A 23,951-nucleotide genomic window follows, 5' to 3' on the forward strand; every position below is an offset into this window, starting at 1 on the left:
CACCACAAGCCCGTAATGTCGGGGGCATGGCAAGAGATTTCCGGTTCGGACTGAGCCTGCGCGCCACCGACAGTCAGGCAGCTGTACAGGAGGCCGCCCGCCGCGGCGAGGCGTTGGGCTACAACGTACTGCTGGTGCCCGACCATCTCGGTGCACCCGCCCCCTTTCCGGTACTGGCAACGGCCGCCGCAGCGACCTCAACCATGCACATGGGCACTTTTGTGTTCAACGCCTGCTTCTACAAGCCGGCGCTGCTGGCCAGGGACGTTGCCGCGATGCGCGACCTGAGCGGCGGGCGATTCGAGCCCGGCCTTGGCGCCGGCTACGTCCGCGAGGAATTCGAAGCCGCCGAATTACCCTTCCCCAGCGCCGGCAAGCGGGTCGAGTACATGGCACACGTCACCACGTACCTGCGCACCCATCTGCCGGATGTGCCGGTGATGATCGCGGGTGCGGGTGACAAGCTGCTGACGACAGCTGCGCAGCAGGCGCAGATCATCGGGCTGACCGGAGGTAGGCCGACGCCGGAGAATCCCGATCCGCTGGCCGAACGAGTCTCGTTCGTACGCAACGCCGCAGGCGCCCGCTTCGATGAACTGGAACTGAATCTGGCGATCACCGCGGTGCCGACCGACGGGTCGGGCATCCCCAGGCTATCGATCACCCGTCGCTTCCTGCCGGACCTCACCGACGAAGAACTGCTCAAGACTCCAGGAGTGTTCACCGGCAGTACAGCCGACATCGCCGACCGGGTGCGGCAATTGCGGGACCAATACGGAATTAGCTACATCATAGTGCAGCAACAACATTCGGAAGCTTTCGCAAAGGTGATCGCAGAACTGCGCTGACGCACCTCACCGTGGGTCGATGCAGCGGCAATGTCCGCCGTTCGACCGATATCGGCTCGATTCGATAGCAATCAGCCAGAAGAGCTGCAAGGCTTGCGGGTGTGAGTGCATTCGACCCGCTGGGACCGGTCGTCCCAGCGGTCGGAACTGCTGCGCTTTTCGCCCTCATCGCATCCTTGACCGTTGGCCATCACCTACGACGCGGCCGACAGCCGGCCCAGATTGGACAACTCAGAGCAGTCGCAATTGCCGCCCGCCGGTTGACCAAGAGCTATGTCAAGGGGCAACGCGCGATCGCTGATGTCAGCTTCCAAATCACACCCGGCCGGGTCGTCGGCCTGCTGGGCCCCAACGGAGCGGGCAAGACCACGTTGCTCGGCATGATCACGGGCCTGGTAACGCCGACCTGCGGCGAGGTCTACCTATTCGGCCACCTGGTCCAGCCCGGGGCGCCCGTGCTCAGCCGACTGGGGATGTCCCTTGAACAACCCGCCATCATTCCGCACCTGACCGGGATGCAGATGTTGCAGACCACGTGGGCCATCACCGGACGCCCCGAGGCCGATGCGCACCTGGCGACCGTATGCGATCTGACCGGTTTAGATAAAGCCTTGGAGTGCAAGGTTTCTGGATACAGCCTAGGCATGCGTCAACGACTGGCACTGGCCCAAGCCATGCTGGGCCTGCCCGATGTGCTGCTGCTCGACGAGCCGGCCAACGGACTTGACCCCGCACAGGTACGTCAGCTCCGAAAGACATTGCGCGACTACGCCGCAAGCGGGCGCACCGTGGTGCTGTCCAGCCATGTGCTGACCGAAGTCGAGAAGATCTGCGACGACATCCTGGTCCTGCGCAGCGGTCAACTCACCCTGAGTTCGGCCATGGCGGACATCGCCCGACCGACCGTCCTGCGCCTGGACCTCGGCGCCGCGCACGACGTCGAACTTGCGACGGCTTCGCTCACCGAACGCGGCTTCACGGTCTGCCCCGCGGCCGATGGCCATATCGAGGTCGCAGTCACCGACGAGAAATCGATCACAGTGGTACTGCGTGCCGTGCTCGAAACAGGCTGTGACATCAGCGGAATCGATTCGAAGAATACCTTCGAGAAGGTGTACTACGTTGCGGTCGCGGATGACTGAGGTCGCGAACAACGGTGCCGCTCCGGGCTTTTCACCTGGCCATGCGCTGAAGGTGTCGGTCGAGATCCGGCGCCAATTCTCACGTCCGTCGATTCGGCTTGTATTGGTCGCGATCGCACTGCTTCCGATCGGGCTGGCAGCGTCGGTAGCTCGCGGTAAATTCGAAATGACGCTTGCCGCCGAATACATCGGTGGCGTTGCCACCGCCAGCGGCGCGAACTTCGTCGTGTTCGCCCTGTACACCGGCAGCCAATTGGCCATGCCGCTGCTGGTCGCCTACGTATTCGGCGAATCGATCGCGCGCGAAGCACAGTGGTCGTTCCTGCCAGTGCTGCTGACCACTCCGGTTGGACGTGGACAACTGTTGCAGCAGAAGGCTATTGCGTGCGCAGTGGTGTGTCTGATCGGCCTGCTGCTGTTCTCGGCGGTCAGCGCGGTGTTCGGCCTGGCATGCTTCGGCACCGGTCCATTGATCCCGATCAGCGGGCCGCACATCCCGCTGTCGCAGATGCTCTGGCGGTTCGCCGCGATGCTCGCGTACATAGCGTGCTACCTGACCTGGATAGCGGCGCTCGCAATGCTCTTGTCGGTGCTCGCAGGTGCCAATACCGCTGTCTCGGTCGGCGGCACCATGGCCATCATCTTGGTCTCACACCTGTTCGGCGGGCTGGCTACGCTCGGCCGATCACGCGGCTTCCTGCCGACCCGAAACTTCGATGCCTGGACGGACTTGGCCGACACCCCGATCGATTTGATCCGGGTGAATTGGGGAACCTTCCTGTCCGTGCTCTACGCAACAGCCTTGGCCCTTGCCACCTATGGCTCGTTCGCAACCAAAGACATTCGATCCAACAGTTAGCCCCAACCGTCACGATGGAGAAGTACCGATGAGCGATCAGCAAGGGTGGCAGCAGCCCGCCGCCGGACATTTCCCACCGGCGCAGCCGTATCCACCTGGCCAGCCCTATCCGCCGAATAACTATCCGCCACAGCCCTATTCACCGCAGCCTTATTCACCGCAGCCCTATTCACCCAGCCAGCACCCTCTGGCCGGCGGCGACGCCTGGGCCGGCAGCCCGGTGCCGCCCCGACCATCACGACGCAGCTGGTGGATCTGGGGCGCAGTTGGCGTCGTCGTCGCTCTCGTCGTCGCCGGTGTCACCTGGACCTTTTCGCGCGGCGATGACACGGGTGCCGACAGCCCGACTGCCGCAGTGCAAGGCTTCTTGTCCGCCATCGAGCGCAATGACGTACTCGCTGCCGCTGATCTACTCGAACCAACGGAGCGCGCAGGTGTGCGCAGCGTCCTGGAAAACGCCAGTCGCGCAGCCTCCAACACCGGGTATCAGCACGGTGGCGGGGGCAACGGACTCTTCGACGGCATCAAGTTCACCGCCGACGGTCTGCAAACCAGTGTCACCCAGGTTGGCAATGATATGGCCCGGGTAACGATGACCGGAGGCCAGATCAGCTACTCATTCGATCCGGCCCGGACCAACGAGGGCCTGCGCGACTTGCTGGCCGACAAGAATGAAACAGAACGCACCTGGAACACCGATAAACTCACCACGCGCGCGCGCAAGGCCGGCGCCAAAGTTCCGCCGGCAGCGATGGCGGTAAAGCGGTCCGGCAAGTGGTACGTCAGCTTGCTGTATACGTATTTCGACGAGGCCGCGCGTCATGCGGGAATTCAGGCAGATCCACAGCCACTCCAGACCCGATCGTTCGCCTCACCCGAGGAGGCGGCCAAAGGGCTTGTCGACGGTTTGATGGCCATGTTCGAGACCGCCGATATCACAAAACTTGCTACAGTCTTGTCCCCTAGCGAAGGTGGCATGCTGTCGACGTATCGGCAGTTCTTCAAGATGCGGAACGCCATCGACAACCTCGAAGTGACGAGTACACCCAAGTACGACGTCAAGACCACCGGCAACTTCACCACTGTCAGCGTCACCAATCTGACCTTCGAGTACACACCCGCTGGCAGCCGAGCGTCACGTGAAATCCATTTCCCGGAGTGCGCCACGAGCGACGCTTCGTGGTGTCGCAACAACATCGCGCTGCCGTCGACAAGACGACTCCCCGGCCTCGCCGAAGTGAATCGGCACGGCTTCGTCGTGATGCAAGACGGGGCGGGCTGGCATGTCAACCTGTTCGCCAGCTACTTCAACGTGGCTGCCGACTATCTCGGTCACGCCACGAAAGAGGAAGTGGCACTGCTGATCTCCCGAGTATTCGATTCTCCGCGGGCATTCTTGCGACTGGACGGGCAGGCGTCGGTTATGCCTGGGAGCTCCACCACAGTCGACCTCAAGGCAATGCCGAACACAGCTCGCCAGTACATGGCCGTCGTCGATCTTCCCGTGCGTTCGGGCGGACGTTACACCGCGAGGCTGAGCGGGCCGAGGAGCGGGGATTGGTTCATCGTGGGCAAGTCCGGTGAACTCGATCATGGCCACCTGTACTCATCGAACGCGTCGTCATTCACCGCGCCGAACGACGAGACGGCGAAATTGGTTCTGATCAGTCGATACGAGAGTTCGGTCTCGGTGTCACTTGCGCGCTGATTGTCCACGGCATCACTCGGGTAGTACCTGCTATGACAAGTGCGTCGCTTGCCATGCCGAGAATCGAATTCCGACACAATGAGAGGACACATTCGCCATAGCACCTGGATCATGCACGCCGAGGTCCACGGGGCATGGTGCGCGTACGATCGTGCAGGGCGGGGGCAACGGGAGATTCATCACCGATCAACACCCCGTTGACATTTGTTCGATGCTTGTTCTCGACGCAGTAGGAGCATCCTGGCGATGACACCGAACTCTTGGCAGCACTCCGACAACGCACCACTCGATGACGAAACCCTGGCACGGCTCGATGGCTGGTGGCGAGCCGCCAACTACCTTTCAGTGGGCCAGATCTATCTGCTGAACAATCCGCTGCTGCGCACGCCCCTGACGCGTGATGACGTGAAGCCGCGGCTGCTCGGGCACTGGGGCACCACACCGGGCCTCAACTTCATCTACGCCCACCTCAACCGAATCATCAAGGCTCGCAGCCAATCCACCATCTACGTCGCTGGGCCGGGGCACGGCGGACCCGGTCTGGTCGCCAACACCTATCTGGATGGCACGTACACCGAGACCTACCCCGACATCACGGCCGACGCCGAGGGCATGCGCCGGCTGTTCCGGCAATTCTCTTTCCCAGGGGGCATTCCCTCGCACGTCGCTCCGGAAACGCCTGGCTCTCTGCACGAGGGCGGCGAACTGGGCTACGCGTTGTCGCACGCTTATGGCGCGGCGTTCGACAATCCCGATCTGCTGGTGGCCGCCGTGGTGGGCGACGGTGAGGCCGAGACGGGCGCGCTGGCCACAAGTTGGCACTCCAACAAGATGCTGCATCCGGCCAAAGACGGTGTGGTCCTGCCAATCCTTCACCTCAACGGATACAAGATCGCCAATCCGACAGTGCTCGCGCGCATCCCCGAGGATGAGCTGCAGGCTCTGATGATCGGCTACGGTCACACGCCGTACTTCTTCGAGGTCAAGAACGGCGATACCGACCAGGCCGCTGCGCATCTGCGATTCGCGGAATTGCTCGATGAGGTGTTCAACCACATCGCCCAGATCAAGGCTGCTGCGTTGGCCGCAGATCCGCTCGAGGTCGAGCGGCCGGCCTGGCCGATGATCGTGTTCCGGACCCCCAAAGGCTGGACCGGGCCTGACTACATCGACGACAAGAAAACCACCGGATCGTGGCGGGCCCACCAGGTCCCGCTGGCCAGTGCCCGGGACACTCCCGAACATCTGCAGGTGCTTGCCGATTGGCTGGCTTCCTACCGGGCCGACGAACTGTTCGATGCCGACGGCCGGCTGGTCTCGTCCATCGCCGAGCTGGCGCCTGAGGGCCACCTGCGGATGAGCGACAACCCGCACACCAATGGCGGACTGTTGCTCAAAGACCTGCGGTTACCCGATTTCCGGGAGTTTGCAGTCGATGTGCCGGTACCCGGTGGAAGCATCTCTGAGGCCCCGCGGGTGCTCGGCGAGTGGCTGACCGAAGTGATCCGGCGCAACCCGGACAACTTCCGGATCTTCGGCCCGGACGAGACGGCGTCCAACCGCTTGCAGGCCGTGTTCGAAGTGACCGACAAACAGTGGAACGCCGAATTCATCAGCCCCGAGGTCGACGACCATCTGGCCCGGTTCGGCCGCGTCGTGGAAATGCTGTCCGAGCATCAATGCCAGGGCTGGCTGGAAGGTTATCTGCTCACGGGGCGGCACGGGCTGTTCAATTGCTATGAGGCGTTCATCCACATCATCGACTCGATGTTCAACCAACACGCCAAATGGCTCAAGGTCACCAACGACATCCCGTGGCGCCGGCCAATCGCGAGCCTGAATTACCTTCTGTCCAGCCATGTCTGGCGTCAGGACCACAATGGCTTCTCGCACCAGGATCCCGGCTTCATCGATCATGTGGTGAACAAGAGTGCCGACGTGGTGCGGGTGTACCTGCCGCCGGATACCAACACCCTGCTGAGCACCTACGAGCACTGCCTGCGTTCGCGCCAGTACGTGAACGTGGTGGTATCCGGCAAACAACCCGCCCCCAATTTCCTGACCATGCCCGAGGCGATTGCGCACTGCACCCGGGGCCTCGGCATCTGGGAGTGGGCGGGCAACGAAGTGCTCGGCACCGATCCCGACGTGGTGCTCGCCGCCGCCGGCGACGTTCCCACCCTAGAAGCGCTGGCGGCCATCGATCTGCTGCGCACCCACCTGCCCGATCTGAAGGTGCGGTTCATCAACGTGGTCGACCTGATGCGCCTGCAAGATGAGTCCGAGCATCCACACGGGTTGTCCAGCAAAGCTTTTGACATGCTGTTCACGGCGGTCAAGCCGATCATCTTTGCGTACCACGGGTATCCGTGGCTGATCCACCGATTGACCTACCGCCGGACCGGGCATGCGAACCTTCATGTGCGCGGGTACAAGGAAGAGGGCACCACCACCACGCCGTTCGACATGGTGATGCTCAACGACCTGGACCGCTACCACCTGGTGATGGACGTGATCGACCGGGTGCCCACGCTCGGATCATCCTGTGCGACGCTGCGCCAGCAGATGGTCGACCAGCGCCTTGCCGCGCGCCAGTACACGCGCGAGCACGGTGAGGACATGCCCGAGATTCGTGATTGGGTCTGGCCCGCCGCGCGTGCCACCGCCGGCTCGGCGGTCATCGACGCGGTCGCCACGACCGGTGGGGACAACGAGTAACTCAGTACGACAAGCAGATTCGGCCGGGTTGGGCTATACCAGTTCGGTGGAGGCCGAGCTCATCGAATCCAGCGGCGTGTACACCGCGTCTTGCAGCACCGAGTCCAGGACCACCTGTGCGACACCGTCCCAAGGCGTGGCCTGCACCTCCGTGGTCGAGGCGAACGGGAGCACCACCGCCGTGGCAGTGCCTGCGGCAGTGAGGATTTCGATGGTCTGCTGCGGTAAGCCATAGATGCCGGTGCCGTTGCTGGGGTTAACGCCGGAGAACATGTCGTTGATCCACCCGACGGCGAGTTCCTGCTCGGCGTCGATGTTCTGCGGCTGAGAGAAGCCGGCCACCAGGTACTCGGAGAACTGCAGGATCGGGTTGGCACCCTGCAGCGCGTCGATGTGCCGACCGCCGACCAGCATCACGCCGTTGAACTGGTCGGGTCGAGCCGCCTCCAGTTCCTGGCCGACCAAGCCGTCGATGTTCCATACATAGGGCTCCGACGAAATGTCGTACACCGGACGGTAATTGGCGCCGGTGAGCTTGGCCAACGCAGTTGGCACCACGTTGTTGAGGTCGACGGAGTCCATCAACACCACGCCCTGCAGATCGGCGATCGCACCGTTGTCCACCATGTCGCCTGCAGCGGCGGTCACCAGCGCCCCGCCGAGCGAATGGCCCGCCAACACAAACGCGGTGGGCAGTGTGCCCGTGAAGCCGGCCGCCCGGGCACTTGCGGTGAGTGCTGACCGGTCGCCGGCGAACAGGTCTGCGACGGCCTGCTGGTCCGCGCTACCGCCAAGCCATTGCGCATTGACGTCGAAAGCGTTGGAGGACAACGTCGGAGCGACCACGATGCTGTCGGTCTCCTCGGCGAGCGTCGCAAGGGTGTAGCTGTACATCGGCGCGACTGCCATGAATCCGTGCTGGAAGTAGATGATGCGCGTGGACGAGTCCGCGTTCTCCGGGAAGTACCAATCGGCCTGCACCGTTTGACCGGTATCCGGCATGGTGAGGCTGGAGACCTTCACGGTGACGGTGCTGCCCGCCGGCACCACGGGCGCTCCCGCGAATGCCTCAATGGCCGCCCCGATCACGTTGAACACGAACGACCCGACGACGTTGATCAGCGGTGCTTGCGTGGTGGTAGTGGTCGTCGCGGGGGTTTGCGGCGAGATGGCGGCTGCCGTCACGACCTTCGGTGTTGCCGCAGCGATTTGTTGAACCACAGAATTGACCGCCGCAGTCATGTTGTCGGCCAACGATTTTGCCGCAGCCGAGAGGGTGTCGACAGCCTTGGTGACAAGTTGGGCATCGGGCTGAACCAGGACGGGCTGCGCGGCAGCGGTGCTGACGGGCTTGGCGGCCAGAGCGCCGACGGCCGCCTTCAGAGCAGCGGCAGGCGTCTGAGCACTGCGAGTTTTCGTCGTCGCAGTCGACTTATGATTGACCGCGCCTGACGCGTCGCCCGACGCCGAACTACCAACGGTCTTCGTTGTCGATGAGTCGGTCGCCGCGGCCTGAGTGGTTTGAGCCGTTTGGGTGGTTTGCGTTGACCTCGTCGCTGACGTCGACTTGTCCGATTTCGCTTTGGCCACCTTGCCGTCCGAGGCCTTTGCGCCGGTCGTGCGCTTCGACTTATCCCCCGCAGAGTGGTCTGCAGAATCGGAATGACCCTGCTGCGCACCGCTGGTCGATCCAGACGAATGTCCGCTGGAATTGCCCGCATCATGTCCGGAGTCGGCCACCGCGGGTGCCACCGGCAACCACAGCGCAACGAATCCCGCACCCACCAACGCCCAAGCTGAACTGGCCAGACGCTTCATTGCGCACCCCCCGTGTCGTTAGGTCACCGCCAACGGCACGCTAGCGCCGATTCACGATCATCGGATGATATTGAACAAAATTGGTGCTTTGTATCTTTAATTCCCGACAACGACCATCGGCCTGCGCCATACTGGTCACCCGAACGCCCCTTCACCGGCAGGACAATCGAGTGTCAACACCACAGCGCAGGCCTCGAGGGCGGCCTGTTGGCGGTGGCAACAACACCGAGCAGGCCAGGCACGTTCTGCTCGATGCGGCCGAACAGTTTTTCGTCGACGGCGGCAACCAGACCTTCACGATGGAAGTCATCGCCACCGAGGCCGGCTATTCACGCAGCGCCGTCTACCGGCAGTTCGCGAACCGCCAGGAGCTGTTGGCCGCGCTGGTACAGCGCACAACTCAGCGGCACATGATCGAGATGCTGCAGCAGGTGCCGAGTGACGCGACGCCAGTCGACCTCCTGATCGACAGCCTGGTAATCGTCGCGACGCAACTGGTTCACGACCCACTGCTCAAGACCATCGCCGCTCAGACTCCCGATGGAACCGTGGCGGCGCTGATCGCCAACGACGGCTCGCTGACCCAATTGGTGCAGTCGATGGTTGAAGGCCTGGTCGCCAATGGCGCTCCGAGCCAGTTCCGGGCCGGACTACACCCGCACGACCTGGCTCAGTTCATCATCTCGACGGCGCTGAGCCTGCTGTTGGAAGTGGTGCCCGGCAGCGGCGATCCTGCGGTGGCTCGGCGCTACCTGGAGACGTTCGTGTTGCCGGCGATCGTCACTTTGCCGCCGCCGGCGTCTCGGGTATTTCCCGGATGAGTGGAAAACTCCGGATTCCCGCGTCTACGGCCCGTCAAAGGTCGTCGGGTAGGCATACAACCCGGGTTGGCCGCCCGTCATGACGAACAGGACGTTCACGCCAGCCTGATGACGCCCAGCCTTGATGTCGGCCAGCAGACCGGCGAATGCCTTCCCGCTGTAGACGGGATCAAGCATCAATCCTTCGATCCGGGCCAGCAGTTGCACCGCGTCGATCAGTTCGCGAGTGGGCACACCATATCCGGGGCCGAGTTGTGCATCGTCAACGTCGACCTCGACCGGCGGCGCATCAATACCCAGCAGACCGCAGGCCTCCCGAACCAGCGTTGCCGTCGTAGCCTGCGCATATTCGCGAGCGGCGAGCACACTGAAGCCCCGTACGTTGATCGCGCGACCCAATGTAGCGAAACCAGCGATCAGTCCCGCCTGAGTACCACCGCTGCCATTCGGCACGATCACCTCAGAGAACTGCAGACCCAGCTCGGCCTCCTGCATGGCGACCTCCGCTGCGCAACGGACATAGCCCAATGCACCAAGCCCAGTGGAGCCGCCAGTCGGTATCACGAGGACGCGGTGGCCTTCGGTACGCAATGTCTGCGCACGTTCCTGTACATGAGTCAGCGCATCTTGCGAACCGTCGAGCACGTGAATTCGCGCACCGAACAGCTTATCCAACAGCATATTTCCGTTGTTCTCGTAGTCCGTGTCAGCACGAGGCACGATGCGTGACAAGACCAGCTCACAGTGCAGGCCCACCTTCGCGGCGACCGCCGCCGTGAGGCGGGCATGGTTGGATTGCAGCCCGCCGACAGTGACGACCGTGTCGCAGCCTTCCGCCAACGCGCGACCAATGTGGAATTCCAGCTTGCGCAGCTTATTGCCGCCACCGCCGAGCGCCATGTGGTCGTCACGTTTGACGAAAACGTTCACACCGCTGAGCAACTCAGGCGCCCTGGAGGCCAGGCCATCCAGACGCTGGATGTGTGTGGCACCCTCGATCAGCTGATGCCGGGCAAATGTATTGAGTTGAGCTAACTGGCCCTCGCCTGACACGATTCCGCCAATCTCTATGTGGCGCACTCCAATCCCAGAGCACGTGGCCGGTCGACGTTACCTGCCCCGGACCGGCTGCGCGATGTCCTTCGTTGCCCAGCCAACCGAGCGACGGCCGGAAGGGGTCCACGGGGACCAGCTTCCGGCCGTCGCTCTGTGATCTATTCAGTTAGCATGGTCAACCACCGGAGCGGCGAGCTGACCGGCGCCCTGGTTGTCGTCGACTGTGCCCGAGGCCTGCAGCACCGTTGCCGACCGAGCGGCCGCCCCCAACTTCTGCACGACGAAGTCAGCTGCCTGATCGGCCATGCCGTTGTTCTTGTAGGCGCTGTGCGCGGCTCGGTTAAACCCGCCCGGAAAGCAAACCGGATCGCCCTGGGCACACAGTTGCAGGGTCTTGGCCACGTAAGGCTGCCCGACGGAGATGGGCGGGGCGGCGTGATCGGCCAGGCTCAGGAACCAGCTGTCCGGGGTACCGAACAGAACGACTGCCGCGACGTGCGATGCGATTGCCGGAGGCATCGGTCCGCTGATACCGGCAGGCAGCGTGACACCGGCTGGGACACTGCTGGACGTGGTGTACCCGGCGACTGCTGCGCCCTGCGAGTAACCGCCCAGCACGATCTTGGTGGCCGGGCACATGGCTGCGATGGACTGAATCCTGTTGCTGGCGTCAGCAATTCCGTCGGCCGCCTGGCCGAAGTCCAACGATGCCGGGTAGTTCACCCCGTACGTGTCCACGCTCTTACCGGGCAGTCGCGCGCCCAGCGCGTCGACGAATGCCTGACCGGTGTCGCCGACGCCCGGCGCCTCGAAAGTACCTCGAGCGAAGACGACTTCGATATTGGCACAGGCATCATCTGCGGCATTGGCCGTCGCGGTGGGCACGGCCACAGTAGCCAAAGCCAACGCGGTGAATATTGCGACCAATGTCATCTGGATGACGCTGCCGGTTTTTGCTGCCCGAACTTTGATGCTGCTCATGGTGTGCTCCCCGTCGCTAGCTCTACTCGCCATCCGGGCCCCTGCCGAATTGGCAACTGCCTGGTATAAGCGGTTGCCGCGGACTGCGATTCCTCGGCCATCCTGTGATGTACGCCACTCGGAAAACTTTCCTAGCCAGGAATGCCCTGCCGCGCCAATGTGCTTGCTCTGCTCGCCTGGTCGGAGGCGACGTCATACCCCGGTAGGAGGCCCGAACTCGCCCCCGGCACGATGTGTCACCCAGGTCTTGATTCGTAACGTCTGATCATGATCGAAATACGAGGAGGCCGGCGATGACCGGCGACGTTCTGGGATGGGCAATTCCCCTCCCGCGCAGCAATATTGGCGCTCGACTACGAAACGCCATGGATACCGCAGCACACGCCGTCGCACACTGGCGGCTTCCCGCCCACCGACCGAGGGAACCGTACTATCCCGGTCACCGTCTGCCGATGTTCGAAGAAGCCGCCATGGCGCGCGAGATGTACCGGCTGTAATCGGGGTGATGTCACGAATTATCTTGTAGTGCGATTGATCTAGCGTGCCAACTTCACTGGCGACGCACTGGGCCCACAAACGCCTGGGCCACCTCGCGTACGGCGAGGCGGCCCAGGTATTCCAGCGAGAGTCTTTGGCACTCAGTGCTTCTTGATGAAGTCCAGCACGGTTTCCGCGACCTCACGCCAACCGCTGTCGATCACCAGCGAGTGGCCGCGGCCCGGGATCTCGACAATCTCGGTGACGTTGGGGTTCTTCTTGTTCCGCTTGTAGGACGCCTTGGCGATGGCCGGCGGGACGGTGTGGTCATTCTCGCCGGAGACGACCAGCAGCGGCCCGCGCTCCGGGTTCTTGGTGTTGACCTTGGTCTGCGAACCGGGGTTGAAGTTGGCGATTGCGGCCTGAAACAGCGGCACTCCCGACCCGGCGACCGAGTACTCGTCGTACAGCCGGTTCGACTCTTCCTCGGACACCGCGTTACCGAACGCGAACCGGAATTGCTTGCGGGTCAACGCCACCGCGCGGCCGTAGTTGAGCGGGTTGCCGATCACCGGGAATGCGGCCCGCAGCGCCGACAACGGAAGCGGCAGAACCCCGCGGAATGGCGCCGGATCAATGGCCACTGATGTCTTCGCGAGCCCCATGCCGGCGAGTTTCTGGCTGATCAGGCCGCCGAAGGAGTGTCCGATGACGATGGGTTTGCGGTCGAGCGCACTGATGACCTCCGCATAGTGGGCGGTGATCTGTCCGACGCTCTTGTGGGCGAAGACGGACAGGTCGCGGCGTGCCTCGCTCACGGTCTGCGGGTCATCGGGCCAGCCGGGCGCAAGTGTGACGTATCCGCGCTCTTCGAGTAGTGCGCGCCAGCCGTCCCAGCTCTGCGCGAGTAGCCACAGCCCGTGCACGAAGACGACGGGTTGAGCGCCGGAGGCGTTAGCCCGATCGATCTCAGCCTGTTCGTGAGTGGTGATGGTGGTGGTCATAATGGTCTCCTTAAGTAGAAAGAACGGTCGTTCTACCTACGTAACCCATCCGTTCGGCGATCTGTTCCTCAACAGAAAGAACGTTCTCGATTGGGGCGTACCGTTGCATAGGTGAACGCTCCCGACTCGGTTTCTCAGCCCCGCGAACGGCTGCTGCGCACCGCGACCGAGTTGTTCTACCGCGAGGGAATCCACTCCGTCGGCGTCGACCGGATCCTGGCCGAAGCCCAGGTCACCCGCGCCACCATGTATCGACACTTCACCGGAAAACAAGGTTTGGTCGAGGCGTACCTGGCATTGGAAGACGCCACGATCCGCGGCTATTTCGCCGAGGCCACCGCCACTGCCGGACCGGACACCGACATGCTCGAGCTGGTGATCAACGGCATTGCCGAGGACGTAGCCCGCTACCACACCCGCGGCTGTCCCTTCATCAACGCCGCTGCCGAATACCCCGACCCCGACAACCCAGTCCGGCGGCTCATCACGTCACATCGCACCTGGTTCCGCGGCGCGCTCGAAGAAGCAGCCGCAGGCCGAGAAGACCCGGCCGACATCGCCGCATCCCTGGTGTTGCTCCGCGACGCTGCCCTAGTCGGCGGGTACCTCGACGGAATCGAGACGACCAAGCACTCGTTCGTTCGCGCCGCACGTCAAGCAGCCGGAATCGCGCCGCAGGGCTGAGACCACCTTTCCGCCGTGGTGGCCATCACCGGTGGCGTCAGGTCTTTCCGGCGCCGACCCGCGGCGTCAGCCGACGACGATCACTCTGCGGCAACGATTTTCAACATCCATCGGCTGCCTACCGTCACGCCGAGTTGCGCGCGGTGTGCGGCATAAGGGCATTCGGCGGAATGCTGCCGAACTTGCCGGACTCGTAGTCCTCGATGGCCTGGATCAGTTCCGACTTCGAATTCATGACAAACGGTCCGTAGTGGAACACAGGTTCCCGGATCGGCTGCCCGCCCAACAGCAGCACCTCAAGCGCCGGGCGATTCGAGTCCTGACTTTCCGAAGCAGCCACCGTGATCCGATCGCCTGGACCCAACACCGCGAGTTGACCCTGGTGGATCGGATGACCAACCGGCCCCACGGTGCCACGCCCGGACAACACGTAGACCAACGCATTGAACGTCCGATTCCAGGGCAGATTCAACCTGGCTCCCGGCTCGATTGTCGCGTGCGCCATGGTGATTGGGGTGTAGGTCGCGCCCGGACCGGGTTGGGCTCCGTTCTCGGTGTTCAACTCGCCGGCGATCACCCGTACCAGCGCGCCGCGGTCGTCCGACGACAGCAACCGGACCTGGCCGGCTTCGATGGCCTGGTATCGCGGGGCGGCGAACTTGTCCTTGCGCGGCAGGTTGACCCACAGCTGGATGCCATGGAACACGCCGCCGCTTTCGACGAGTTCGGCGGGCGGTGTCTCGATGTGCAGGATTCCCGAACCGGCTGTCATCCACTGGGTGGCACCATCGGTGATCAAGCCTCCGCCACCGTGCGAATCCTGGTGCGCGAAAAGACCATCGATCATGTACGTGACGGTTTCGAAGCCGCGGTGGGGGTGCCAATCGGTGCCCTTTGGCTGTCCGGGCTCGTACTCGACCTCACCCATCTGGTCCATATGGACGAACGGGTCGAGTTCCGTCGGGCTGACCCCGGCGAAGGCGCGCACCACCGGGAAACCTTCACCCTCATAGCCACGCGGGCCGGTAGTGACGGACCGGACCGGGCGTTCGGTGTCGCTCGGTGCGGCGGCCGCAATGCGCGGCAGGTTCAAGGTGTCAGCAGTAATCGCAGGCATACTACAGCTAACCGGACCATGGTCCGAATAATTCCCAGCACTACCTGTCGAGGTCTCGCCCCTCGATACTGCGCGTCACGCAGCCATGAACCAACCGTCCACCGGGCGGTTCATTCACTCGCTATCAGCCCATATCCGCTGGTAGCTTTCCCCGCCATGGGGGATACCGCGCTGTCGGTACGCACGTCCGTCCTGCTCGCCGGGACCGTCGGCGTTGTGCTGACGGTCCCCACAGCATCCAGCACGCCGTTACTCCGTCAATACACTCGTCGCGGTCTCAGCCATCCGCCTGCTCGACACCGCGATAGAAGTGGGGCCGTCGTTCGACGGTTTCGGACTGTCGATTCCCCTGTTCTTCAACGGGACCGCGGTCCCGCAAGGTGATTCGTTCCACCTCGTGCCCTAGGCCAACTCATCAAAATAACCTGGACTGCAAGGCAATTCGACATCGGCGCCACGAAGGTTTCGGCGACCTCAGTGGTGACGCTGGGTGACCGCGTGGGTGCCCGTGGATGCCTTGGCGTGTGACGAGTCGCCGGTGCCAGTTGACTGGTCTTTCTTCAAAAACTTGTCCACCACGGTGCCGGCAACCTGAGACCGGTTGTCCTTGGCCGGCCCCGACGTCGGTGTCTTGTCCGCCCCTGTGCCAACGCTGGCCGTCGGTCCGGTTTTCGTTGCACCCGAAGCATTTTCGGCTACGGTAGCGGTCGGAGCCGGAGTTGACGATGTGCGGCGGGCCTGCTGCGCGGTGGCTTGTGCCGAGGCTGCGCCAGCCCTCCCGGACGTCGCAGCGGCGCTCACCGCGGCCTTCGTCGCGGTCGCGAGCTGAATTCCTATATCCGCCAACGCTTGTTGGACGCCCTGGCTGACGGCCACTTGAAGCTGACTCGCCAGCGTCGCCGGATTGATCGTGGGAAAGAGTCCGGCCGGTGTCGCCTGACCGTAGGGCACAGTCCGGTCGTAGCCGAGATCGACGAGGACCCGCAAGGCCGGCTGCACCAGATCGACGATCGGTTGAGTCAGAAAGCTGGTCCCGGTAGCAGCCCCGATCTGCAGCAGTGGCTCAAGCATCGGAAGGTTTTTCGCCGGAATGGTGATGAACGTGGTGTCGCCGTACACCTGACGGTTGGCGGGATCGGTCATCGCCTGCTGGAGTTCAGCGGGGGTGTACTCGTCGGGTATGTCGGTCGGGAAGAACGGAATACTCGGTATCGGCAGGTATGGGTTCGGGTAGGTCGCGTGGACCTCGAAAATCGCGGCCAGGGCGTTCACATCAGACAGCAGGTCGACCGGATACTCGGGGAAGTCGGCCACCGGGTCGTATTCGAAGGCGATGTCCGTGGTGTGGTAGCCGGTATCGGTCGGCGCGGCACCGTCAAAAGTGACGTTCAGAATCGGGATGTAGAGCCCGGGGAATCGCGACAGGATTCCGCCGTTGGGCCGGTTGGTATTGCCGATCACCACAAAGGAGACCTGCTTGGGCGATGGGGCAGAGGCAGGATCGGCGGCGAAATTCCTCAGCGTCTTGGTGACGATGTCACCGCTTTGCGAATAGCCGAAGATGACGACCTTCCCTTTGGGGTCGGTGGCCAACTGATTGTCCAAGGCGGTGCTCAGGTCGCTGACACCCTGCGCAACCGACACATCGAATGTGGTGTTACCGATGATCGGCGGGAGCAGACCCTCCGGCGTGACCACCGGTACCAGTTGGCAACTCTCCGGCTTGCAACTCGAATTCGGTGCGATGTAATACTTTTCGACATTCGGCATGTAGTTCGGAATTGGGATCGTCAGTCCGGCGTCGGTGGTCACGACCGGATTGCCCAGACCGCTGCCGCCCATGATCAGCGCTGTTGTCTCGGCCATCGCCGCTGTGCTGGTGAATGCCGTGACCGCACCGATCACGGTCACTGCCGCGCCCGCTGCAAGCGTCGCGCACACTGTCTTACGCATATTCCGCCCCTATGTGTCCTGTAGTTCGGCGGCGATGATTTTCTACGCTGCCGTCAACCTTCCCCGCCCGGAACCTAGCAAAGGCAACCAGCCGCGCGAGCCGGAATTTGTCAGAGTTCAGCGAAATAAACCGGTCCGGCCGGCCCATGCCGCGAACTACCCGCCAGCTACCAAGACGGCGCCGTTTCCTCGATCTCCCGAGCGGCGGCACACACAGCAGCGCCGAAAGTCGCGATCTGCCGCGTGGTCAACGAACCGAATGGAGCAACGGTGATCGACATGGCCAGTACCCCGGCCGGATCCTCGATGGGCGCGGAGATGGTGGCGATCTGATGCCTCGACGCGGCGTCCAGCTCATCGGGAAGGTAATCCACCAGGGTCAGGTCGGCAAACGCGCCGGCCAATCGGGCGGTGATCGCATCGGGCGCACCCGCGGACAAGGCCTGCAATGCCGTGTAGACCCGCACGTACTCGCGACTGAACCGTTCGATGACATAGCCCCGCCTGCCGATCTCGTCGAGTACGGCATCCAGGCGCCGCCGAAGTTGTGTCGATGGTCGGCCAAGCCCTTCCAACCATTGCAGTCGGGCCTTGCCGGAGGCATGTGCGACATAGTCGCGCCCGAACGGGGCAACCATCGGTAACCGCAAACCCTCTGACACGTACGGATTCGCCGACGAGCCACCCACCGAATCCGTCACTACCAGCGAATCCCCGTCTCGCAGCGCCAGAAAGGCTTGTGCTCCAAGCTCATTCGAGAGGCGGTGCAGTACTTGACCGAACCGGGTCGCAGCCGGACGGGCGAGTGCACCGACCGCTGGCCCGCACGAATAGCGCGCGCTCCGGTCATCACGTACCACCCAGTCGTTGACCATGAGTGTGGCCAGGATGGCGTGCGCGGTGGCCCGGCTGATGCCCAGCCTGCGCGAGATGTCGGCCAGCGAATAACCCTGGTCGGGGTCGGCGGCCAGCAGCTGCACAATCGCGACCACCCGCGCTGTCGGCGGAGAAGACGCTTGACGATCCTCGACCAGCGCGTCTACGTTCGATGTCACAATATCGAACGGTATGTCGACTATTCGAACGTCGCAAGCCGCGACCACGGGATCGGTTCACTTGCCCACAGCACAGATGTACTTCGACGACCTGGCCGCTCCCCGACTGACCGACCTCCAGCAGCAGATCCTCGATTACACCGAGAGCCGGCATATCGATCTCGACATCGAACGGATGACCTCTGAAGCAATCGCCCAGGCACGCGCCGACGATTTCGTGGATACCGACGGGTTCTGGGATCGAGTCACCGCGTACGTCGAGGCAATTGAGGCGGACGACGGACTGACGCAACTCATCCGCGGGACGCTGCGGCAGCGCATCGTGCGGTTGCTGCGGAATCGGCTGTCGTTGACCGATCTGCTCAGCCGCTATCCGGAGATCGAATCGATTCCCATCGAAAAGCCTTTCATCGTGGTCGGCATGCCACGGTCGGGCACCACCCATCTGGTCAATCTGCTCGCGGCGGACCCTCGACGCCGTGCCCTGCCCTATTGGGAAAGCCAGGACCCCCTGCCGATTCCGGGCCAGGGTCCCGATGCTTCGGGTCTTGACCCACGCTATGCGCGAGCCAAGGCCGAACATGACGGCATGATGCTGAGCACGCCGGCAATCGCGGCCATGCACGATCGCTTTCCCGAAGCCATCGAGGAGGAAGTCGAGATCCTTGACCTGGACTTTGCGTCCTATGTCCTGGAATGGCATGCCCGCGTGCCGAATTGGCGCGACTACTACCTGCGACTCGACCAGACAACACACTATGGCTACCTCAAAAAAGTGCTGCAGGCGCTGACCTTCCTGCGCGGCCCACGCACCTGGGTGCTGAAATCGCCGCAACACTGCGAACAGCTCGGGCCACTGTCAGCCACCTTCCCTGACGCGACGATCGCATTCACCCACCGCGATCCGGTCGCCGTAATTCAGTCGGCGATCACAATGATGGCGTACTCAGACCGAATGCGGCGCACGAGCATTGAGCCGCAATGGCTGCTGGACTATTGGACCGACCGGGTCGAACGGTTGCTCAGCGCGTGCGTACGCGATCGGGCACTGATCCCCGCCGATCGCAGCATAGACATTTCCTTTCACCATCTCAACGGTCACGAGATGAATCTTCTTGATGCCCTCTACGACCTGGCCGGAGTTGAGCTGAACGCCAAGGCCCGCAAGGCCTTCCATGCATATCTTGACGGCAATCCACGAGGCAAGCACGGCGCCGTCCGGTACGACCTACCGGGTCATTTCGGTGTCACGCCGACCGAACTTCGTTCCCGTTTCGGCTTCTACTTCGACCGCTTCGATGTTCAACCCGAGGAATCCTGACCGATGGACCAAAACTCCGCCAGCCCGATCTACCGCTCTCGGCCCGGCGCCGATGCACTGGCCCCCGCCACTGCCGAGCGCGCCGAGGAACTCGCACCGGGCATCTGGTGCTCACCCGGACTATCCAACGCCTACCTGCTGACCACAGCTGACGGCCGGGTAGTGATCAACACCGGCATGGGCTTCGAGAGTGGCGTCCACCGATCGAATTTCGATGCAGTGGACGCCTCACCCATCCGGTACATCATCCTCACCCAAGGGCACTACGATCATGTCGGCGGCGTCGACACCCTACGCGATCCCGAGACCGCCGTCATCGCACAGGCCGATTGGCGCCAGTGGCGTGACGACAATGAACGCTTGGTCGCCTATCGGGCAGGCAACAGTGCGTTCGCGTTCGCCGACAAACTGGCGGCCGGAATCGCCCAGATTCAACAACGATTCGGCAGACACCTGCCCCCACAGTCCACCCCAACGGTGGACATTGAAGTGGATGACAGACTCAAATTGGATGTCGGTGGACGGGCAATCGAGTTACTCGCCACCCCCGGCGGCGAGACCACCGATTCCATGGTCGTCTGGCTTCCCGACGAGAAGGTATGCCTGTGCGGCAACACATTCGGTCCGGTCTTCGGTCATATTCCCAATCTGGTCACCATGCGTGGAGATCGCTACCGCGACGCACTGACGTCGATCGCCAGCATCGAGCGGGTGCTGGCTCTTGGCCCAGAGATGTTGATAACGGGTCATTTCGAACCGATCTCCGGCGCCGCGCTGATCCGGACCGAACTCACGCGCCTGCGTGACGCGATCTCCTACATTCACGAACGAACCGTTGAGGGGATGAACCGGGGCGCCGATGTGCGCACGCTCATGAGGGAGATCACGCTGCCCGCGGAACTGGAAGTCGGACAGGGATACGGGAAGGTGCCGTGGAACGTCCGGGCAATCTGGGAGAACTACTCGGGCTGGTTCCACCACCGTTCGACCACCGAGCTCTATGCCACCGGAGCTGACTCCATCGACACGGACCTCATCGAGCTCGCCGGCACCGATGCGCTGATCGGTCGGGCCGAGCACCACCTGGCTGCCCAACGGCCATTGCACGCTATCCATCTGGCAGAACCGGTGATTCGGGTACAGCCGGTACACGCGGGAGCCCGGAGCGTGATGCGCGCAGCCCACGAACAGCTCTTGGCCGCCAGCACCAATTTCTGGGAGACCGCGTGGTTGAAGAAGCAGATCGCGGAGTACTCATGACCGGTGTTCACGGCGGGCCTTGCCGCCCAGATGCCATGGAGCGGCAATCATGACTTTGTCGATCGTGCGGTTCAATTTCTCTGCGCCGGTGGAAGATTCACGTGCCCGGCACGAGCGGATGCGCGCGGCGTTCGAACTCAGCGAATGGGCCGACAGCCATGGCGTCTACGCCGTCAGCATCGATGAACACCATGCCAGCGAGCACGGTTGGAGTTGCAACCCGATTCTGACCGCGGCAACGATTCTGGCGCGAACCACCCGGCTAGTGGCCAGTGTCGACTGCGCCCTCGGTCCGCTATGGCACCCGGTTCGGCTGGCAGAGGACATCAACTTGGTCGACACGATCAGCGGCGGCCGATTGATCGTCACGCTCGGCCTCGGCTATCGGCCCGTCGAATACGAGCTGTTCGGGACACCATTCGAAGACCGTGGTCGGCTCATGGACACCGTGCTGGAAACCTTGACCGCAGCATGGAACGGTCCCTCGCGCGTCACCCCAGCCGCCTACACCAGGCCACACCCCTTGGTCTTTGTCGGCGGCAGCGTACCCGCCACCGCTCGCCGCGCGGTCCGCTACGGACTTCCGCTGAATCTGCCCGACCACCTTCCGGACATCGCGGACTACTACCGTCAGCTGTGCGCCGAGGCCGGACAGGTCCCTATCGTGGTCATGCCGCCAAAACGTAGCCGCGGCATGGTCTTTCTGCACGTGGACCCCGATCAGGCCTGGGCCACCATCGGTCAGCATTACCTATGGGAAGCCCAGGTCTACTCGTCGTGGTCGGGCGGTCGCAGGCACTCGTTCATGCATCGAGCCGAGCCCGTCAAAACTCTCGAAGACGTCCGTGCAGCCGGCCTATACCGCTTCATGACACCAGAGCAACTCATCGCGGACGTCACCGAAAACCCTGACGACCACATCGTTCTGCATCCGCTCGTGGGCGCGATGCCGATCGATGAAGCGTGGAAATCGGTACAGCTGCTGACCGATCGGGTCTTGCCTGCGCTGCGTTAGCTCGAAGCCGCACAAAGGCGGGTTACGACCAGGGCTGGAATATTAATTCACCGTGAAAAGTGCGGCGCCGCGTCATCCGCTGATGATTAATGCCGAAGTCGGGCCGACAGACTCGACCGAAGCTAAGCTGGCTGAACGATCGCAGATAGGACCAACATCATGGGTTCACAGACAGTTCGACGTCTAGGCATCACCCTAAGCATCGGAGCACTCATCACCTCGGGTGCAGTGCTCGCCGGCTGCGGTAAAGGTGGTCAGCCCACGACCCCGACCCCAACAACCACGACGACAACTACCACCACCACAACCACCGTCGAACCGACGCCGACAGAGAAGGGCGTCCTTCCCAGCGGAAGCAACCAATACACGCCTGGTCCGCCGCCGCATAGCAACGGTGTTGCCATGCCGCCTTTAATGGCCAACTAGGAGCTTGCTTTGGCCCGGGTGGGGCGAGGCGGTTGTGCCCCACTTACGGACGAAGGTGTCGTTAATAGATTCATCGTGGCGCCCCCGGCACTGTCACGGTCCGCTTCAGCGCGGGCCATTACGTCGGCTGCGTAGATGCAATACCACCGACTGCAGAACTGCTCAACCGCCTAAGGCATCGAATCCGCACTACAGCAGGTGAACTCACCAGATGCCGGTGGCGCGTTACAGTCACCGCCCAGCCGCCGAGACGCTCGACTGCGCAGGGCCTGAAAAGAGTTGTGGGCTGATGCGAATGACTTCGCATCAGCCCACGGTGCTTCCGATCAGTTAGATCGCAGTGACTCCGGTCGCAGCAGGACCCTTGTCGCCCTGTCCGACCTCGAACTCAACGCGCTGACCTTCGTCGAGGGTCCGGAAGCCGTTGCTACGGATTTCGGAGTAGTGGACGAACAGATCCTTGCTGCCGTCATCGGGAGTGATAAAGCCGAAGCCCTTCTCACTGTTGAACCATTTCACAGTTCCCTGTGGCATATACCAACTTCTCTCAGTAAATCGGATGTACAGAAAACATCCGGTGGTCATGTTAGCTCAGCGAGCTCCCCGACCTAAATCTAAGCACTAACACCGGAAGCTGGCGAGGGCGGAGTGCCCCACAGGGACGCCGTGTCACTTGCCGTGCTTGCTCGACGTTGCGGAACTGTGCGCGACGGCGCGCCGGGGAGCCGCAGTGGATTTGGCGGCGGTGCCAGCCGGCTTACTGGCAGCACCTGACGTGGTAACCGGCTTACCCGCAACACCGGTCGCCGAAGCCGGCTTACTGGCAGCAGCGGTCGTCGAGACCGGCACGTGCAGAGCAGCGGCAGCAGCCGTCGTGGCCGGCTTCCCGATTCCGATCCCGGCGAGCACCTTGCTGACCGCCGCGGTTGCGCTGGCTGACGGCGAGTACCCCCAGGTCGGGATGGAAATTCCGCCACCAAGCACGGGCTCAGTGGCCTGGTGGCACAACCATGTGGGCGGTATCTGAGCCTGCTCGCTGGTGGACGCCGCAAGTTGCGCTCCGGTCGGGGCGGTCTGGGTGTAGGCGCTGTCGATCTCCGGACGCTCTACAGCATCGAGTTGGTCGGCCAGGCTGCTCAGTCCGATCTGGCGCAACCAGTTGTTGATCGACAGATTCTGCGTGGGGATCAGAATTTGGGTGACGTTGCCGTCCTTGGTGACCACATTGGCCGGATTGTCCAACTGAGCGTCGGTGCAGTCGTCGTGCAAGGTGTTCCCCCGGCTATGGCATTCATCACCGCGAGCATGTAGTAGGGCGATGAGACGTTGGTGGGGAAATCCGCCAAGCCGTCGTACTTCCGGTCAACGATGTACACCTTGGCAGGAGTGTGGGTGCGCCGCCACCAGATATGGCCAGCAGGCCAATCGCCGCGGAAAGCCCCTAGGACTCGACGTATCGCAGGTACGGACAAACGTCGTACCAGCTGGGGGGTTGTTGGAGTGTTCAGGTAGGCCGAAGCCACGACCGATCCCAGGCTGTAGGCCAGCACCGTATCGTCAGACTTCAGTGGTGCGTTGGCCAGAGCCTGCACCCACTAAAAATGCGTGCGACAAACGTCGTGGCGGCCTTTCTTAATTCACGCGTGCGCCATTTATTCAAATTCACGCGTTTTCTGCCCAGTACTAAC

General features: G+C 62.8%; 19 protein-coding genes. 10 read left to right on the top strand and 9 right to left on the bottom strand.

All coding sequences use genetic code 11. The annotated features are described in order from the left end of the window. The first annotated feature begins 26 nt into the window (after positions 1–26). The 5 genes from M2432_RS16175 (at position 27) to M2432_RS16195 (ending at position 7,275) form a co-directional block, all read left to right on the top strand. Complete coding sequence (locus M2432_RS16175; RefSeq protein ID WP_280827830.1) at positions 27–848, top strand: TIGR03621 family F420-dependent LLM class oxidoreductase; 822 nt, start codon at positions 27–29, stop codon at positions 846–848. 101 nt (positions 849–949) lie between these two features. After that, the gene (locus M2432_RS16180) at positions 950–1,990 is read left to right on the top strand and encodes an ABC transporter ATP-binding protein (RefSeq protein WP_280827831.1); all 1,041 of its coding nucleotides are present in this window, start codon (positions 950–952) and stop codon (positions 1,988–1,990) included. Continuing rightward, positions 1,983–2,849 (top strand): hypothetical protein, encoded by an 867-nt coding sequence (locus M2432_RS16185; RefSeq protein WP_280827832.1) that lies wholly within the window; start codon positions 1,983–1,985, stop codon positions 2,847–2,849. The genes M2432_RS16180 and M2432_RS16185 overlap by 8 nt, the downstream gene beginning before the upstream one ends. A gap of 28 nt (positions 2,850–2,877) precedes the next feature. Further along, positions 2,878–4,557, top strand: a complete 1,680-nt coding sequence (locus M2432_RS16190; RefSeq protein ID WP_280827833.1) for a hypothetical protein — start codon at positions 2,878–2,880, stop codon at positions 4,555–4,557. Between the two features lie 246 nt (positions 4,558–4,803). Next, a complete protein-coding gene (locus M2432_RS16195) occupies positions 4,804–7,275 on the top strand; it encodes a phosphoketolase family protein (protein WP_280827834.1) in 2,472 nt (823 codons plus the stop codon). A gap of 33 nt (positions 7,276–7,308) precedes the next feature. Here the strand turns inward: M2432_RS16195 and M2432_RS16200 are convergent, their stop codons facing one another. Then, positions 7,309–9,093, bottom strand: a complete 1,785-nt coding sequence (locus tag M2432_RS16200; RefSeq protein ID WP_280827835.1) for an alpha/beta fold hydrolase — start codon at positions 9,091–9,093, stop codon at positions 7,309–7,311. A 170-nt stretch (positions 9,094–9,263) separates the two neighbouring features. Between M2432_RS16200 and M2432_RS16205 the strand changes: the two genes are divergently transcribed. Further along, the gene (locus tag M2432_RS16205) at positions 9,264–9,914 is read left to right on the top strand and encodes a TetR/AcrR family transcriptional regulator (RefSeq protein ID WP_280827836.1); all 651 of its coding nucleotides are present in this window, start codon (positions 9,264–9,266) and stop codon (positions 9,912–9,914) included. Positions 9,915–9,938: 24 nt separating this feature from the next. Here M2432_RS16205 and M2432_RS16210 read toward each other — a convergent pair whose 3' ends face one another. The 3 genes from M2432_RS16210 to M2432_RS16220 all read right to left on the bottom strand — a co-directional run bounded on the left by M2432_RS16210 (position 9,939) and on the right by M2432_RS16220 (position 13,432). After that, the gene (locus M2432_RS16210; protein ID WP_280827837.1) at positions 9,939–10,967 is read right to left on the bottom strand and encodes a D-cysteine desulfhydrase family protein; all 1,029 of its coding nucleotides are present in this window, start codon (positions 10,965–10,967) and stop codon (positions 9,939–9,941) included. 165 nt (positions 10,968–11,132) lie between these two features. After that, positions 11,133–11,951 carry a cutinase family protein gene (locus tag M2432_RS16215; RefSeq protein WP_280827838.1) on the bottom strand — a complete coding sequence of 273 codons (819 nt, stop codon included), beginning with the start codon at positions 11,949–11,951 and terminating at the stop codon, positions 11,133–11,135. Between the two features lie 638 nt (positions 11,952–12,589). Then, positions 12,590–13,432 carry an alpha/beta hydrolase gene (locus M2432_RS16220; RefSeq protein WP_280827839.1) on the bottom strand — a complete coding sequence of 281 codons (843 nt, stop codon included), beginning with the start codon at positions 13,430–13,432 and terminating at the stop codon, positions 12,590–12,592. A 111-nt stretch (positions 13,433–13,543) separates the two neighbouring features. On the opposite strand from M2432_RS16220, the gene M2432_RS16225 reads away from it, so the two are divergent. After that, positions 13,544–14,116, top strand: coding sequence for a TetR/AcrR family transcriptional regulator (locus M2432_RS16225; RefSeq protein ID WP_280827840.1), 573 nt, complete (start codon positions 13,544–13,546; stop codon positions 14,114–14,116). A 124-nt stretch (positions 14,117–14,240) separates the two neighbouring features. Here the strand turns inward: M2432_RS16225 and M2432_RS16230 are convergent, their stop codons facing one another. The 3 genes from M2432_RS16230 to M2432_RS16240 all read right to left on the bottom strand — a co-directional run bounded on the left by M2432_RS16230 (position 14,241) and on the right by M2432_RS16240 (position 18,241). Further along, a complete protein-coding gene (locus M2432_RS16230; protein ID WP_280827841.1) occupies positions 14,241–15,233 on the bottom strand; it encodes a pirin family protein in 993 nt (330 codons plus the stop codon). Positions 15,234–15,707: 474 nt separating this feature from the next. Next, on the bottom strand, positions 15,708–17,186 hold the full coding sequence (locus tag M2432_RS16235) for a PE-PPE domain-containing protein (protein WP_280827842.1): 1,479 nt from the start codon (positions 17,184–17,186) through the stop codon (positions 15,708–15,710). Positions 17,187–17,353: 167 nt separating this feature from the next. Continuing rightward, positions 17,354–18,241, bottom strand: a complete 888-nt coding sequence (locus M2432_RS16240) for a helix-turn-helix domain-containing protein (protein WP_280827843.1) — start codon at positions 18,239–18,241, stop codon at positions 17,354–17,356. Positions 18,242–18,317: 76 nt separating this feature from the next. On the opposite strand from M2432_RS16240, the gene M2432_RS16245 reads away from it, so the two are divergent. From M2432_RS16245 to M2432_RS16255, 3 genes are read left to right on the top strand one after another with little or no spacing between them, the layout of a single operon-like run. Continuing rightward, the gene (locus M2432_RS16245) at positions 18,318–19,562 is read left to right on the top strand and encodes a sulfotransferase (protein WP_280827932.1); all 1,245 of its coding nucleotides are present in this window, start codon (positions 18,318–18,320) and stop codon (positions 19,560–19,562) included. Positions 19,563–19,565: 3 nt separating this feature from the next. Beyond that, positions 19,566–20,822: an MBL fold metallo-hydrolase gene (locus M2432_RS16250; protein WP_280827844.1), complete on the top strand. Its 1,257-nt coding sequence runs from the start codon at positions 19,566–19,568 to the stop codon at positions 20,820–20,822. 49 nt (positions 20,823–20,871) lie between these two features. After that, entirely contained in the window at positions 20,872–21,837 is a 966-nt protein-coding gene (locus M2432_RS16255) for an LLM class flavin-dependent oxidoreductase (protein WP_280827845.1), read from the top strand. A 756-nt stretch (positions 21,838–22,593) separates the two neighbouring features. Here M2432_RS16255 and M2432_RS16260 read toward each other — a convergent pair. Then, on the bottom strand, positions 22,594–22,797 hold the full coding sequence (locus M2432_RS16260; RefSeq protein ID WP_280827846.1) for a cold-shock protein: 204 nt from the start codon (positions 22,795–22,797) through the stop codon (positions 22,594–22,596). A gap of 135 nt (positions 22,798–22,932) precedes the next feature. After that, positions 22,933–23,532 carry a PE-PPE domain-containing protein gene (locus M2432_RS16265; RefSeq protein WP_280827847.1) on the bottom strand — a complete coding sequence of 200 codons (600 nt, stop codon included), beginning with the start codon at positions 23,530–23,532 and terminating at the stop codon, positions 22,933–22,935. Positions 23,533–23,951: the final 419 nt, after the last annotated feature.

This window comes from Mycobacterium sp. OTB74 (genome assembly GCF_029892685.1).
Taxonomy (GTDB): domain Bacteria; phylum Actinomycetota; class Actinomycetes; order Mycobacteriales; family Mycobacteriaceae; genus Mycobacterium.